Origin of the sequence: Nonomuraea sp. NPDC049141 (assembly GCF_040648415.1) — a bacterium.
In the GTDB taxonomy this organism is placed as follows: Bacteria; Actinomycetota; Actinomycetes; order Streptosporangiales; family Streptosporangiaceae; genus Nonomuraea.
Map to the genome: position 1 here is coordinate 1 of NZ_JBEZDR010000018.1, position 13320 is coordinate 13320.

The following is a 13320-nucleotide window of genomic DNA, read 5'->3' on the forward strand; positions in this document are numbered from 1 at the left end:
ACCCTGCACATCTGGAACGGCAAGGGCGACAACAACTTCTCCAGCGCCGTCGAGGTCGGCCCCGGCTGGGCGCTCTACGACAGCACCCTCATGTCGCTGGGTGACGTCAACGGCGACGGCCACACCGACATCGCCGCCCTCCGCGAAGGCACCGGCACCCTCTACCTCTGGAACGGCAAGGGCGCCAACAACTTCGACTCCGCCACCGAGCTCGGCCCCGGCTGGGCCCCCTACTTCTAACGACCCAATCCCATCCCGGTGAAGCCCTTCCCACGACTTGGAGCGTAAGACAGTGACCAGAACATCCGCTCGCCATGTGGCGACGGCGATGCTGACCACCCTCGCGATCGTCGCCTTATCCCCCTCAGGGCACGCCGAGGCTGATCCGACCGGACCACCGACCGGCCGAGTGACCGCCTCCTACGCCACCGCTGCATGCGACCCCAACGGCACGACCAGCGGGGACACAGCCCTGGCCGCACAACTGAACGGCGTCCTGACAGCCACGATGAAGGGCTACATGACGGCGTACCGCGTTTCGTGCGCCCGCATGGTCGTCAAGGCCGCTCGGGATCGCGGCCTGGCTCCAAGGGCGGCGGTCATCGCGGTCACCACCGCGATCGTGGAGTCGACCATCCAGAACATCAGCGAGACGGTCGACCATGACAGCCTGGGACTGTTCCAGCAGCGTGCGTCGTGGGGCAGCGTCCAGGAGCGGCTCAATCCGATCTGGGCCACCAATGCCTTCCTCGACAAAATGATCAGGGAATACCCGAACAACGCCTGGAAGACGGCGCCGATCGGCGAGGTATGTCAGGCGGTACAGGTCTCGGCCTACCCCGACCGCTACCAACCCCAGGCCGGAGACGCACAGAAGATCGTCGATGCCCTCTGGAAGCCACGGAGTTCGCAGGGTGGGGATTTCAACGCTGATGGGGTGGGTGACATCTTCTCGGCCGCTACCGGGACGCTGACCGTCTGGAACGGTAAGGGCTCGAACAACTTTGCCGGCGCCGTCGAGATCGGCCCCGGCTGGGGCTCCTACAGCAAGCCGATCGCCGGCGACTTCAACGACGACGGCATCAGTGACCTGGCCGCGGTCAAGGACGGCAGCACGCTGACCATCTGGAACGGCAAGGGCGACAACAACTTCTCCAGTGCCGTCGAGGTCGGCCCCGGCTGGGCGCTGTATGACAGCACCCTGACCTCGCTCGGTGACGTCAACGGCGACGGCCACACCGACATCGCGGCCGTCCGCGAGGGCACCGGAACCCTGTATCTGTGGAACGGCAAGGGCGCCAACAACTTCGGCTCCGCCACCGAAGTCGGCCCCGGCTGGGCCTCCTTCAGCAAGCCCGTCGGCGGCGACTACAACGGTGACGGCATCGGCGACCTGGCCGCCGTCAAGGACGGCAGCACCCTGCACATCTGGAACGGCAAGGGCGACAACAACTTCTCCAGCGCCGTCGAGGTCGGCCCCGGCTGGGCGCTCTACGACAGCACCCTCATGTCACTGGGTGACGTCAACGGCGACGGCCACACCGACATCGCCGCCCTCCGCGAAGGCACCGGAACCCTCTACCTCTGGAACGGCAAGGGCGCCAACAACTTCGACTCCGCCACCGAGCTCGGCCCCGGCTGGGCCCCCTACTTCTAACCAATCCACCCATCCCGCCGGGGCGTCGACACACCAAGACGCTCCGGCGGGATTTCTGCTGCGCCATCGGCTTTCCGGTGACGGTGGCGGCCGAACAAGCCCCGGCGGCTACGACCGTTCGTAGCCGAGCAGGTCTCCCGGCTGGCAGTCGAGCGCGTCGCACAGGCGCATGAGCGTGGAGAAGCGGATCGCCTTGGCATGGCCGTTCTTCAGGATCGACAGGTTGACGACGGTGATCTGGACGCGGTGCGACAGCTCGGTGAGCGTCAGGCCGCGCTCTTTGAGGAGTTCGTCCAGCCGTACGCGGATGAACGGCTCGGCCATCAGACGGTGGCCTCGACCTCTTCGAGGAGCACCACGCCGCGCCGTACGATCTCCGACACGCCCAGCACCGCCATTCCCGTCACGACCCCCATCAGCACGTCACCCGTCTGCAGATAGAACGGATAGCTCTTGGCCAACAGTATCGAGGCCAGGATCGACTCGCTCACCGCGCCGAGTACGCCCGTGGCAAGCGAGCCGATGATCAGGATCCAGCCGAGGCGGCGCAGGTGGGCGGCGGTGACGGCGGAGAACAGCGCCCTGTCCCCTGATCTGGCCCGGCGCACCGCGCGGACGACGGTGAACAGGGCGAGCAGCAGGGTCGCGATGCCCGGTGCCCACAGGAGCAGATAAAGCAGGGCGACGACCGGCGCCGAGCCCTGGAGGCTGACTTGGACGTCGGCGATCGCGTGGGAGATCGCGGCACCGGGCGCCGCCATGCCCGCGACCGGCACGTCGTACACGTGCAACGGGATACCGAAGCCGTTGCCGCCGCCGACGGAGGCGATCAAGACGGTGGACACCAGCAGCCACAGCGCGCCCAGGCAGCTGATGATCAGGGAGAAGGTCAGCAGGATTTCAAGTCGGTTGAGCCACTTCGCAGTCATAACGATAATCGTAAATAACGATAGTCGTTATGTCTACTTCGCTGCTCCTCTCCAAAGGCGCGCGACCACCACCGCCAACCCCGCCGCAGCAGCCGTCACCAGCCAGATCATGAACGTCGGATAGAGGTAGACCACCTGGATCCACATGATGTCCCTGCCTCGGGCGAGGACCCGGAAGACCGGCGCGATCGCCGTACACAGGACGAGCGGCAGCAGATACGGCAGCAGTCGCCACCGCTGCCAGCCCGTCCGGCGGGCGGCCCAGCGCCGCGAGCGGGCCACGCCGCGTGCCGCCAGCGCGACGGTCGCCAGGGTCAGCACCAGAAACACCAGGTCGGTGGTCAGGAAGGGCGAGGAGGGCGCGTCCGGTTGCCGTCCCTCGATCAGGGCGACCAGGCCGTCCATGAGGGCGGCGCTGTCGGCGAAGGCCATGCCGGTGTTGGCCATGACCGCCACGCCGTATCCGGAGCCGGGAATCAGCAATTGCTGGGCCGTGGAGGTGAACAGGTCGCCGCCGTGCCGGAGGACAGGAGTGCCGCGCGCGGTCTTGTCGAGCTCCCAGCCGAGGGCGTAATCCGGGTTTTGGGCGGATGGGGTGCGCATCTCTTTGACGCTCGCGGGAGACAGGATGCCGTTGTTCTGGGCGATCAGCCAGCGGGCCATGTCGTTCGCGCTGCTGAGCACGCCGCCGGAGCCGTTGCCGAACCCGGGCGGCTCCGGTACGGCGATCGCCTGGCCGAGGAGGTAGAGGTGGCCCCGGGCGCTGCCCGGCAGGTCCCGGTCGGTGTCGATCGTGCTGCTGTGGCGCAGGCCGAGCGACGTGAACACGTGTGCCTTGAGATAGGCCGCGAACGGCTCGCCGCTCACCACTTCGACCAGCCGGGCGGCGACCTGGTAGTTGGTGTTGTGGTAGCTGTAGGCGGTCCCCGGCGCCGTGGCGAGCCGCGCGTCTCTGAGGCGGGACACCGCACCCTGGAGCGAGTCAGGCTGAGGCAGGCTCTTCTCGCGGAACGCCGAGTCGGCCATGCCCGAGGTCTGGTCGAGGAGCTGGCGCACGGTGATGCCGGCCGCCCGGGGATCGGCCAGCTGGAACTCGGGCAGGTAACCGTGCACCGGTTTGTCCAGCTCGACCTGGCCTTTCTCCACCAGCTGCAGGACGGCCAGTGAGGTGAAGGATTTGCTGACCGACGCGAGCGCCATGGGGGTGTCGGCGGTCACGGGGTCGCCTGTCGCGGTCCGGCCGTAGCCTGCGGCGTGAATGACCTCCTTTCCCTTGGTGACCGCCACCGCCACACCTGGCAATCCGGTCGCTTCACGGTATTGGGCGATATATCGGTCGATCGTCGCCGGAGTAGGAGCGGGGCCGCCAGGCGCGGGGAGTACGGCCAGGCAGAGCGCCGCGAGGGTGTTCAAGAGCACGCGTCAACGCTAGGCACCGCGCCTCGACGGCACATTGCGGAAAGCCCTCAACCTGCACTGCGGAAAACCGCCATCAGATCCCTGTGATTTCGCCGTCCTTGCCCGGTTCGGCGAAGGCGAGCAGCCTGGCCGCCTCATCCCTGATCTCCCGAGCCCGCGCCGGCGACACCGGCCCGAACATCTCGACGCTCACCACCCGCTTGTCCCGCTTCCACACCCCCTGCACGAACCCGTCGACCAGGACCGTCCCGAGCACCTGCCCGTTGACGGTGATGACCCGCTTGCGGTGCTCGTCGGAGATGATCCGGGTCCGGTCGGCATGGCTGAGCAGCACGTTGTCGAACGGTGCCAGCAGCCGCACCGGCGCGTCCACGTCCGGGCCGGGCCGTGGCGCGTCCGGCAGGTCGAACAGCCCCCTGTCCAGCTCCACCAGCCGCGGGCGCAGCCGTTCGACCACCTCGCGCAGCCCGGTCAGCCCCGACCACGCCTGTACGTCGGCCACGGTGGCGGGCCCGAAGGCGGCCAGGTAGCGCACCACCAGATCCTCCAGCGACGGTGACGGGTGCAGCTCGCGGCCCAGCCACGACTCGGCGGTCGCGTACGCGGTCTGCCCGGCCTTGCCCCACACCGCCCTGGGCGGCACCTGCACCAGCGGCGCCAGGATGCGCATGACCTGCGCCAGGTCGGCCGCGGCCGTGCCGGGGAAGCGCCCGGCCAGCAGCGTTCCGAGCTTGGCCGCGGTCAGCGGCCCGTCGGTCAGCGCCTCGCGGCCCGCCTCGACGACCGCCGCCAGGTCCAGGCCCACGAGCTGCGCGCCGTACGCGCTGTGCAGGTATTTGGTGAGCGGCGGCTGCGTCAGCGGCCGCAACGTCAGGCAGTCGGCGGCACTGACCAGGTGGACGGTGCCGCGCATGAGCACGATCCTGACCACCTCGCGCCCGGTCAGCAGCCCCGCCAGCTCCTCGGGCCGGAACCCCTCCAGGCGCGACCAGAGCCCGAAGTACGGCGGGAACGGCGCCTGCGCCTGCAACCCGACCAACTGCTCCACAGCCCGCAAGGCGGGCATCGCGTGCCGCTGGAGCAGGAGTTGCCTGGCCAGCGTGGCCCGGTTGAGCTCTCTGGCAGTGATCATCGGTCCATCCCGTCGAGGAGGTAGCCCATGGTCAGCCCCGACTCTCCCTCCGCATCCAGCGGGGTCACGGCCTCGGCGGCGATCCGCTCCAGGGTGACCGGTTCGCGTTCCTGTTCGCGCGTCCGCGGCCACACGCTGCCGTGGGACCCCAGGCGACAATACTGGATCAATTACGGCTGGTTAAGCGAGGTGATGCGGTCGAGATCCACGACGGCGTCGTACGGGCCGGAGGCGCGGATCCAGGCGTCGCGCTCATCGCTGCCGCCAGGAACGTGATTGCCCAGCGCCGGGCCGCCTCGCCCGCTACCGGGGACAGGCCGGCCGGGACGCGAAGCTCCTCGGCGTCTCCCGCAACACCATCTACAACTGCCCGAGTTGAAGGGCGGCCGTCTCGCGCTCGCTGAGTCGACCCTCCCGGCCAGAGGACTGATCACCGCCGCTTGCACGGTTCTTACAGGCTTAACGGGTTCACGCCGGGGGGTGGAGATGGGTGCGCTGTCCGTCGTGATCGAGGATGACGAGGATCTCTGCTGGACCGCCGTGTGCCTTGATGGCGTGGGGGATCATGGTGGAGAACTCGGCGGCCTGACCGGTCTCGACTCGTATGGCGCGCTCGCCGAGGATCAGCGCGACGGTTCCCGACAGGACCGTGAACCATTCCTTGCCGGGGTGCACTCCGAGCTGATCGGCCCCCGGTCCGTGCGCCTCGTCGGTGATGCGCATCTTGGCGACGGTGACCCCGGCGGGCGCGGAGCCGCGGCTCAGCAGCCAGGTGGTCAGTCCACGCTGATCGTCGCGCTCGGGCCTGATCACGACGTCGTCGTCATTGACGGTTTCCACCAACTGGTCGATCGAGGTTCCCAGGGCGCGTGCCAGTGAGGTCAGCTGGTCGAGGCTGATGCGCTGGCGGCCGGTCTCGATGCGGCTCAGGCTGGAGGGACTCATGAGGGCGCGCTCGGCGAGGTTGTCCAGAGACCAGCCGCGTGCCTGCCGCAGACTCCGAATGCGCATGCGGACCGTGCTGTCCAGATCGCCTTCTTGCGTCATATGCAAGAGCTTATGTGATTCGTGCAAGGCCGCATTACGGTCGAAGTATGAACAGCACCGAAACCAGTCCGTTTCACCCGCACCAGAACCACGCCGGAGCCGACGCCGACGCCGTCGCGATGGCCGAGCTCCTGGAACTGGATGCCGAGGTCCTGCGGGCCTACCTGTCGGAGCTGACCGACTGGCTGGGGGAGCTGTCCGACCGGGAACCCGGTCGCATCGTCGACCTGGGCAGCGGGACCGGGACCGGCGCCCTCGCCCTCGCACGGCGTTTCACGCAGGCCGACATCACGGCTTTGGATCTTTCCCCCCAGATGCTCCACCGGCTCTCGAAGAAGGCATGCACGCTCGGCCTCTCCGACCGGATCCGGGGCGTCCAGACGGATCTGAACGAGGGCTGGCCGCACCTGGAGACCAGCGACCTGGTCTGGGCGGCCGCCGCTCTGCACCACATGGCCGATCCCGACCGCGTACTGGCCGGAGCGTTCGACAACCTGCGGCCGGGCGGACTGCTGGCTGTCACCGAGATGGACTTCTTTCCCCGATTCCTGCCCGATGACATCGGCGTGGGACGCCCCGGTCTGGAAGCGCGCGTCCATGCCACGCTGAACCCGGGCCCGTCCGTCGACTGGACCGAGCACCTGGTCCGCGCGGGATTCGTGCTGGAAGCCAAGCGGCCGTTCGTCGTCGATCTGCCCGCCCCGCTGCCGGCCGCCACGGCCCGCTACGCGCAGGTGTGCCTGCGGAAGCTGCACTCCCACCTCGACGGCCGACTGCCCGCCGACGACCTGGCCGCACTCGACGTCGTCCTCGACAGCGACGGCCCCCACAGCGTGCTGCGGCGCGACAACCTCACTGTCCGCACCACCCGTACCACCTGGGTGGCCCGTCGCCCCTGACCCCGGGCGGCCGCACAATCCCCCGGCCCTTCCCGATCGCGTCCAGAAACGGCCCTGTCATGCCCAACTCAAGCCCCCGCACTCGCTGCAGCACCGCCCGCGCCACCTCTCCAGCCCAAGCATCATCGGCGTTGCCCAGCTGACGGTCGTCCTGAACGCCACCATGGTGTACATCGCACAACCCTCGGTCTCTCCGACGGCAACGGCCGTGACGGTCAGCAGCCGTCGTGTCGCGTATGACATGGTCCTCAGGCGTTGGCGGCGTCGAAGAAGGCGTAGAGGTGGCGGATGCGCCCGTCGGCGAAGACGGCGACGTCGGAGCCGGTCGCGGCGGGGGCGTCTGCTTCGGGGGCGCCGAACCGCCAGAAGAAGCGGGCCTGGTGATGGTGCGCGTCGACCGGGGCGGCCAGGCTGAACCGGAAACCGGGCGGGATCCGCCGCTGCAGGTCGGCGAACGCCGCATCCAGCGCGTCGTGTCCTTCGACGGCGATCTCCGGATCGGTGTAGGTGCAGTCGGGGGTGAGGATCTTCTCGATGGTGGCGCGACGGCGGGCGGCGTCGGTGTCGTTGATGGCGTCGATGAAGTGGCCGATGAGGTCGGCGTAGGTGGGGCTCATCAGGTGTCTTCCTTTCCTGGCGGTCAGTGCTGGACGGTGACGACGATCTTGCCGACCTGGGTGTTGGACTCCATGTGGTGGTGGGCTTCGACGATGTCGGCCAGGTCGAAGGTGCGGTCGATCACCGGGGCGAGTGCTCCGGCGAGCAGGCCGTTGATGATGAACGCCTCGGCTCGGCGGGTGCGCTCGACGTCGGCGAACAGGTGGAAGATGGCGTAGCCGTAGACGTTGATCGGCCACCACATCGGCAGCGGGGTGGGCCGTCCGTCCAGGGAGCCGTAGACGATCAGCATGCCGTCCGGGGCCACTGCCTGCGCGAGATCGGGCAGGCCGGGACCGGCGACGCCGTCGAAGACCAGTCGTGCGCCCCGGTCGCCGGTGAGCGCGCGCACCTGCTTGACCACATCGCCGTCGTCGGAGGCGATCACATGTGCGGCGCCCGCCTGTAGGAGCCGGTCGGCCTTGGCGGCGGTCCTGGTCACGGCGATGGGCGTGGCGCCCAGGTAGGCCGCGATCTGGATGGCCGCCAGGCCGACGCTGCTGGAAGCGGCCGTGATGACCACGGGATCGCCGGGTCGCAGCCGCCCGACTTCGACCAGGGCGCCGTAGGAGGTGAAGGCGGGCACCCAGATGGCCGCGCCGGTCACGGCGTCCATGTGGTCCGGGCGGCGGATCAGCCGCCGCGCCGCCACGATGGCCCGATCGGCGTAGATGCCATGGATGGACATCCCATCGTCGTTCGGCTTGGCCACGATGCTGACCGCGTCTCCGACGGCGACGTCCGCCACGTCCGGCCCGACGGCCTCCACGACGCCGGCGGCCTCGGTGCCCAGGCGCGAGGCGGGCAACACCGCGTCGTAGTAGTACCGGCCCGTACGCAGGAACACCTCGCCCCGGTTGAGGCCGAACGCGTCGATGCGCACCCGCACCTCGCCGGGACCGGGCTCACCGACCTCCACGTCTGCGAGGTGGAGCACCTCGGGACCGCCAAGCTCGTCGAACAGCACTGCCCTGGCTTTCATCGCAAATCCCCTCGATCTGACAGGTCGGCTACGCTTAAACAGCGTTCAAAGAGAGAACGCCGTTCAGACTTTGTGCGCCGTACTCTAACGTAGCGCTGTAAGCTGTCAAGCGTGCAAGAGCAGACACTGGGCCGACGGGCGCGGTTGCGGGCGCAGACCACTGCGGAGATCAAAGCCATCGCTCTCAAGCACCTGACCGAGGGCGGCCCCGACGCGGTCTCGCTGCGCGCGATCGGCCGCGAGATGGGCATGAGCGGCAGCGCCATCTACAGCTACTTCGACACCCGGGACGCGTTGATCACCACCTTGATCAACGACATCTACACCTCGCTGCTGGACCAGGTGGAGACGGCACGCGACATCGTCTCCCCCGACGACATAGCCGGCCGGATCCTGGCCTGGGGGCAGAGCGTGCGCGCCTGGTCACTGGCCAATCCCGAAGGCTTTCGCCTCATTTACGGCGATCCGGTCGCCGGCTACCACGCGCCGGTCGGCGGGCCGGCCCCAGAGGCCGCCAAACGCGCCTGCCTGGGACTCACCGAACTCGCCGTCGCCGCCTGGCCGCACGCAAGAGCCACCCAGGCATCCACCGACCACCAGTGGTCGGACTTCTCCCCCGGCCTGGTCGAAACCGTCCGCGAGCATTTCTCCGACCTGCCCCCGGCCGCCGTCGCCCTCGCGCTGCGCATGTGGGGTCGCATGCACGGCCTGATCTCCCTGGAGGTCTACGGCCACCTCCACCCGCAGACCAGCGATCCCGCCAAGCTCTACCACGCCGAACTGCTCGACCTGATCAGATCGCTGGGGCTCAAACCGGAGCTGTCGCCGGCGACTTCGACCGCTACCTGATCTTCACAGCCCACGGCCGGGTCCGCGAGGCGGCCGAGCCGGTGTGGGATCGGCGAGGAACTCCCGCAGCGCCGGGGCCAGCGCCTGCGGGTTCACGTCGTGCGTCTGGCCCGCCAGTGTGCGATGCCAACCGCCACGCGCCCGGCCGCCGTGGCACCCCGTCGCGCGGCCAGCGTTCCAGCGCGGCGGCGAACGCGTCCTGCGCGCACTCCTCGGCCAGGTCCCAGTCGCCGGTCATCCGGATGAGCGTGGCGACGACCTGCCCCCACTCCTCCCGGAACGCGGTCGCGACCGCCGCGGCGACCCGGTCCGTCACGGTTGCCAGACCGGCCTGATCTCGATCTGTCCCACGCGCGCCCACGGATGGGCGGCGGCCAGCTCGATGGCCTCGTCGAGGTCGACGCAGTCGATCACGCTGAACCCGCCGATCTGATCCTTGGTTTCGGCGAACGGCCCGTCGGTCAGCAGCACCTCGTCACGCCGTACGCGCAACGTGGTCGCGTCGCTGCTGGGCCGCAGCCCCGTCGCGCCCCGCAGGATCCCGCGGCGCTCCATGTCCTCGGTCCAGCCGCCGCAGCCGACCATGTCCGGATCCTGGTCGGCGACCGTCTCGTCGGACACGTCGCTGCGCAGCATCAGCACATAACGCAGCGGTCCTCCTCGTCATCGGGCTCGCCGGTCTCAGTCTGCCAGCGGCCCGCACATGGCGGTGGCCGGCTAACGCCCGGGGCCTGGCAGGACGCGTTCGACCACGTCGGTGACCAGGTCGTGGATCTGGCTCTCGGGAAAGACGTCGGGCAACGTGAGCCGTTCCAGGATCAGCCAGTTGAGCGCCAAGTAGAGCAGGACCACCGTGGTCGCGTCACCGGGCAGGCCGGACTCCGTGTGGAAGCTGACGTTGGCGTCGACGTCGGCGCGGATGCGCTCGGTGAGCAGGCGGCGCAGCTCAGGGCGGCGGGTGGCCTCCAGCCGGAGTTCCAGCAGGGCCAGGTAGCCGGAGCGGAAGTGGCTGACGCGCTCCACCAGGTCATGCATGAGCTCGGTGACCCGGTCGCGGTCGCGCGGCCCCTCCAGCGCGGCGGCCACCCTCCCCGCCTCGGGCTCCAGTCGTTCGTAGAAGCGGTGGCCGACCTGGGTGAGCAGGTCGTCGCGGTTGTTGAAGTAGTTGGAGGCCGTGCCGTTGGGCACCTGCGCCTCGACGTCCACGGCCCGGAAGGTCAGCCCGCGCGCCCCCTCGCGGGCCAGCACCTCGATGGCCGCGTCGAGGAGTGCCGCCCGTCGTGCCGGGTTCTGCCGCATCGAATCTCTCCCGAATCCGGAATTCAAACCACTCTAAGCATAGTACTATGTTGAGCATACGTGAATTCCGTTCACCTGAATTCGAGAACGGCGGCCGGATATAACGAGGAACGTGACTCGCATTCCTTCGCCGATGGCGGATCCCGCGTGGTTCGTCGCCCGGCTTCATCCCGGCGACGAGCGGGGGGTGGCGGCGTCCGCCGCCGTCGTCAACGCCGCGCTCGGCCATGGCGTGCTCACCGTCGGCCGGCTCCTGCGGCACATGCGCGATGACGAGACGGTGCAGTTCCTGGCGGCTTTCCCCCGGGGGTCGATGACGCCGGTGGGGGCGGCGCTGGCCCAGGTGGTCGACGACGAGGGATATCGCGGGTTCATCGCCCCGATGCCGGACGGGACCCTCTCCCCCGCGCCGCCGTCCGCCGGCGGACGCCGGGTCGGCATCCTGAGCGCCATGGCCGTGGTGCCGTCGATGCGCCGTCGCGGCCTCGGCACCGCCCTTGCCATCCAGCGCACGGCCTGGCTGAGGGAGCGGTGCACCGAGGCGTACGCCATGGTGTGGCTGCGCGACCGCCCGGGGTGCGGCGACGGCGTGCTGAAGGCCGCCGGGTGGGAGCCGGTGACCACCGTCCGCCGGTACTGGGAACAGGCCTCGGTGGCGGGCGACTGCCACTGCCATCGGTGCGGCTCGCCCTGCCACTGCGACGGCCTGCTGATGCGCCTGCCCCACCTGCCGACCGTCGACGAGGGCACGGGTACTCGCCGGGCATGGACTCTGTAGTCAGGGGTCAACACGATGCAGGGACGGCAGCGCCTACCAGGAGCGGGCGGCGTGGAGGACCTGTCCGGCGGCCGGGTACGGATCCTCACCCAGGAGTCCCAGCTCGGCCGACCAGCGGCAGAGCTGGCCGAGCAGCGGCCCAACCCCATGCTCAACGGCCACCAGGACTGGCTGACCGGCCTCGCCCGCGCCGCGACCGAGCGGAAGCGTTCCTCATAGTCGGTGACTACCCCCGTCTGGACATGCCCTACGATTACGCGGCGCTGGAGCATCTCAAAGAGAAAGACTGATCTTGTGGCAGCTGACTTTGCGATATTTCAAGCCTCCGTGGGTGACGGGGATGCGGTGGGCGAAATCCACGCGGAGTCCTGGAAGGCGGCCTACGTCGGCTTCTTCGACCCGGCGTTCTTCGCCGAAGCGGTACGAAACCGGCGCGGGAAGTGGCACGACGTGCTCGCCAACACGCAGGACACCCTCCTGCTCGCCGCGAGAGCCGGCCGACCGCTGACCTTCTCCTACTTCGGTTCCTCGCCGACGCGGCCGGGATGGGCTGAACTCTTCGGTTTCTACAACCACCCGGACGCCTGGGGCACCGGCAGCGCGGGCGCCCTGATGGTCGCTTCTTTGCACAGGCTGCGCGAGGACGGCTTCGACGGGGTGCATCTGTGGACGCTGCGCGACACCCCCCAGTCACGCCGCTTCTACGCCAAGAACGGCTTCACCGAGTCGGGTGCGGACCGCCGGCACGATTTCGGGGACGGCAACCCGATCGAACAGGTTGAGTACGAGCTCGCCCTCAGCTGAAGCCCGAAGGCCTGCCGCCGGGTCAGGCAGCCGGAGCCGCAGGCGTGTGTCCGTGTGCTTCCACCGCGAGGTCCTGCCAGTCGGCCCAGGTCTTGAGCCGATCCGCGTAGACCTGCTGGAGGATCGGGTTGCCCTGGGCGCCGAAGAACACCCTCAGCGGCGGGTCGTCGGTGTCGGCGAGCTTGAGCAGTGCCCGGCCCGCGGCGGCCGGGTCACCGACGTCCAGCGTCTCGGCGTAGGCGGCGAAGCTCTCGCGCAGACCTTCGTACAGCGGATCGGGCTCGGCCCGGACGGCGCCGGCGCTCGCGCCGGTGGCGTACGAACCGGGCTCGACCACGGTCACCTTGACGCCGAAACCGGCGACCTCTTGGGCGAGAGATTCGCTCAGACCTTCAAGGGCCCACTTGGAGGCGCAGCATGCGCCGCCGAGCGGAAACGCGGATACGCCGGCGACCGAGGAGATCTGGATGATGTGCCCTGCGCCCTGTTCGCGCAGGTGGGGCAGCGTGGCCTGGACGACCCACACCGCGCCGAACAGGTTGGTCTCCAACTGATCGCGTAGTTGCCGCTCAGTCAGCTCCTCCACCGCGCCGGACAGGCCGTAGCCGGCGTTGTTCACGATGACGTCCAGGCGGCCGAAGTGCTCCTTGGCCCGCTTCACGCTGCCGAAGACGGCGGCTTTGTCGGTCACGTCCAGCTCCAGCGGAAGCACCGCGTCGCCGTAGGTGGTGACGAGATCGTCAAGGCTTGCGGTGTTCCGCGCCGTCGCGGCCACCTTGTCACCGCGAGCCAGGGCGGCCTCGACGAAGCTGCGGCCCAGGCCGCGGGACGAACCGGTGACGAACCAGACTTTGCTCATGATGTCATT

19 protein-coding genes are annotated in these 13320 nt (G+C 69.0%); 7 read left to right on the top strand and 12 right to left on the bottom strand.

What is annotated here, in order from left to right:
• Both AB0B91_RS42540 and AB0B91_RS42545 read left to right on the top strand, forming a co-directional pair.
• Positions 1–240 (top strand): VCBS repeat-containing protein (locus AB0B91_RS42540; protein ID WP_358332931.1); only part of this gene is annotated, 240 nt, incomplete at its 5' end.
• A gap of 52 nt (positions 241–292) precedes the next feature.
• A complete protein-coding gene (locus AB0B91_RS42545) occupies positions 293–1657 on the top strand; it encodes a VCBS repeat-containing protein (RefSeq protein ID WP_358332934.1) in 1365 nt (454 codons plus the stop codon).
• 108 nt (positions 1658–1765) lie between these two features.
• Here the strand turns inward: AB0B91_RS42545 and AB0B91_RS42550 are convergent, their stop codons facing one another.
• The 6 genes from AB0B91_RS42550 to AB0B91_RS42575 all read right to left on the bottom strand — a co-directional run bounded on the left by AB0B91_RS42550 (position 1766) and on the right by AB0B91_RS42575 (position 6184).
• Entirely contained in the window at positions 1766–1981 is a 216-nt protein-coding gene (locus AB0B91_RS42550) for a helix-turn-helix transcriptional regulator (RefSeq protein WP_358332937.1), read from the bottom strand.
• Positions 1981–2586, bottom strand: coding sequence for a hypothetical protein (locus AB0B91_RS42555; RefSeq protein WP_358332940.1), 606 nt, complete (start codon positions 2584–2586; stop codon positions 1981–1983). Before AB0B91_RS42555 ends, AB0B91_RS42550 begins: the two co-directional genes overlap by 1 nt.
• A gap of 33 nt (positions 2587–2619) precedes the next feature.
• Positions 2620–4005, bottom strand: a complete 1386-nt coding sequence (locus tag AB0B91_RS42560) for a serine hydrolase domain-containing protein (protein ID WP_358332942.1) — start codon at positions 4003–4005, stop codon at positions 2620–2622.
• Positions 4006–4078: 73 nt separating this feature from the next.
• Positions 4079–5137, bottom strand: a complete 1059-nt coding sequence (locus AB0B91_RS42565; RefSeq protein ID WP_358332945.1) for a winged helix DNA-binding domain-containing protein — start codon at positions 5135–5137, stop codon at positions 4079–4081.
• Entirely contained in the window at positions 5134–5271 is a 138-nt protein-coding gene (locus AB0B91_RS42570; protein WP_358332948.1) for a hypothetical protein, read from the bottom strand. The genes AB0B91_RS42565 and AB0B91_RS42570 overlap by 4 nt, the downstream gene beginning before the upstream one ends.
• Positions 5272–5605: 334 nt before the next feature.
• Positions 5606–6184 (bottom strand): XRE family transcriptional regulator, encoded by a 579-nt coding sequence (locus AB0B91_RS42575; protein ID WP_358332950.1) that lies wholly within the window; start codon positions 6182–6184, stop codon positions 5606–5608.
• Positions 6185–6231: 47 nt separating this feature from the next.
• Between AB0B91_RS42575 and AB0B91_RS42580 the strand changes: the two genes are divergently transcribed.
• Positions 6232–7083, top strand: a complete 852-nt coding sequence (locus tag AB0B91_RS42580) for a class I SAM-dependent methyltransferase (protein ID WP_358332953.1) — start codon at positions 6232–6234, stop codon at positions 7081–7083.
• Positions 7084–7331: 248 nt separating this feature from the next.
• On the opposite strand, the gene AB0B91_RS42585 is transcribed toward AB0B91_RS42580, so the two are convergent.
• Together AB0B91_RS42585 and AB0B91_RS42590 are read right to left on the bottom strand one after the other, a co-directional pair.
• On the bottom strand, positions 7332–7700 hold the full coding sequence (locus AB0B91_RS42585; RefSeq protein WP_358332956.1) for a nuclear transport factor 2 family protein: 369 nt from the start codon (positions 7698–7700) through the stop codon (positions 7332–7334).
• A 23-nt stretch (positions 7701–7723) separates the two neighbouring features.
• A complete protein-coding gene (locus tag AB0B91_RS42590; RefSeq protein WP_358332959.1) occupies positions 7724–8722 on the bottom strand; it encodes a zinc-dependent alcohol dehydrogenase family protein in 999 nt (332 codons plus the stop codon).
• A gap of 111 nt (positions 8723–8833) precedes the next feature.
• Here AB0B91_RS42590 and AB0B91_RS42595 point away from each other — a divergent pair, with 111 nt between their 5' ends.
• Positions 8834–9571, top strand: a complete 738-nt coding sequence (locus tag AB0B91_RS42595; RefSeq protein WP_358332962.1) for a TetR/AcrR family transcriptional regulator — start codon at positions 8834–8836, stop codon at positions 9569–9571.
• On the opposite strand, the gene AB0B91_RS42600 is transcribed toward AB0B91_RS42595, so the two are convergent.
• The 3 genes from AB0B91_RS42600 to AB0B91_RS42610 all read right to left on the bottom strand — a co-directional run bounded on the left by AB0B91_RS42600 (position 9564) and on the right by AB0B91_RS42610 (position 10870).
• The gene (locus tag AB0B91_RS42600; RefSeq protein WP_358332965.1) at positions 9564–9887 is read right to left on the bottom strand and encodes a sigma factor; all 324 of its coding nucleotides are present in this window, start codon (positions 9885–9887) and stop codon (positions 9564–9566) included. The genes AB0B91_RS42595 and AB0B91_RS42600 overlap by 8 nt on opposite strands.
• A complete protein-coding gene (locus tag AB0B91_RS42605; protein ID WP_358333611.1) occupies positions 9884–10207 on the bottom strand; it encodes a YciI family protein in 324 nt (107 codons plus the stop codon). Before AB0B91_RS42605 ends, AB0B91_RS42600 begins: the two co-directional genes overlap by 4 nt.
• Positions 10208–10288: 81 nt before the next feature.
• Positions 10289–10870: a TetR family transcriptional regulator gene (locus tag AB0B91_RS42610; RefSeq protein WP_358332968.1), complete on the bottom strand. Its 582-nt coding sequence runs from the start codon at positions 10868–10870 to the stop codon at positions 10289–10291.
• 112 nt (positions 10871–10982) lie between these two features.
• Here AB0B91_RS42610 and AB0B91_RS42615 point away from each other — a divergent pair, with 112 nt between their 5' ends.
• From AB0B91_RS42615 to AB0B91_RS42625, 3 genes are all read left to right on the top strand, one after another.
• A complete protein-coding gene (locus tag AB0B91_RS42615; protein WP_358332971.1) occupies positions 10983–11648 on the top strand; it encodes a GNAT family N-acetyltransferase in 666 nt (221 codons plus the stop codon).
• A gap of 51 nt (positions 11649–11699) precedes the next feature.
• Positions 11700–11867: a hypothetical protein gene (locus tag AB0B91_RS42620; RefSeq protein ID WP_358332974.1), complete on the top strand. Its 168-nt coding sequence runs from the start codon at positions 11700–11702 to the stop codon at positions 11865–11867.
• A 126-nt stretch (positions 11868–11993) separates the two neighbouring features.
• On the top strand, positions 11994–12452 hold the full coding sequence (locus AB0B91_RS42625; RefSeq protein WP_358332977.1) for a GNAT family N-acetyltransferase: 459 nt from the start codon (positions 11994–11996) through the stop codon (positions 12450–12452).
• A gap of 22 nt (positions 12453–12474) precedes the next feature.
• Here the strand turns inward: AB0B91_RS42625 and AB0B91_RS42630 are convergent, their stop codons facing one another.
• Positions 12475–13311 (bottom strand): SDR family NAD(P)-dependent oxidoreductase, encoded by an 837-nt coding sequence (locus AB0B91_RS42630; protein WP_358332980.1) that lies wholly within the window; start codon positions 13309–13311, stop codon positions 12475–12477.
• Positions 13312–13320: the final 9 nt, after the last annotated feature.

Excerpts from the sequence above, each read along its gene's own strand:
- AB0B91_RS42590 (WP_358332959.1), bottom strand. The coding sequence starts at position 8,722 with ATGAAAGCCAGGGCAGTGCTGTTCGACGAGCTTGGCGGTCCCGAGGTG.
- AB0B91_RS42580 (WP_358332953.1), top strand. The coding sequence starts at position 6,232 with ATGAACAGCACCGAAACCAGTCCGTTTCACCCGCACCAGAACCACGCC.
- AB0B91_RS42630 (WP_358332980.1), bottom strand. The coding sequence starts at position 13,311 with ATGAGCAAAGTCTGGTTCGTCACCGGTTCGTCCCGCGGCCTGGGCCGC.
- AB0B91_RS42610 (WP_358332968.1), bottom strand. The coding sequence starts at position 10,870 with ATGCGGCAGAACCCGGCACGACGGGCGGCACTCCTCGACGCGGCCATC.
- AB0B91_RS42585 (WP_358332956.1), bottom strand. The coding sequence starts at position 7,700 with ATGAGCCCCACCTACGCCGACCTCATCGGCCACTTCATCGACGCCATC.
- AB0B91_RS42550 (WP_358332937.1), bottom strand. The coding sequence starts at position 1,981 with ATGGCCGAGCCGTTCATCCGCGTACGGCTGGACGAACTCCTCAAAGAG.
- AB0B91_RS42605 (WP_358333611.1), bottom strand. The coding sequence starts at position 10,207 with ATGCTGCGCAGCGACGTGTCCGACGAGACGGTCGCCGACCAGGATCCG.
- AB0B91_RS42575 (WP_358332950.1), bottom strand. The coding sequence starts at position 6,184 with ATGACGCAAGAAGGCGATCTGGACAGCACGGTCCGCATGCGCATTCGG.
- AB0B91_RS42565 (WP_358332945.1), bottom strand. The coding sequence starts at position 5,137 with ATGATCACTGCCAGAGAGCTCAACCGGGCCACGCTGGCCAGGCAACTC.
- AB0B91_RS42555 (WP_358332940.1), bottom strand. The coding sequence starts at position 2,586 with ATGACTGCGAAGTGGCTCAACCGACTTGAAATCCTGCTGACCTTCTCC.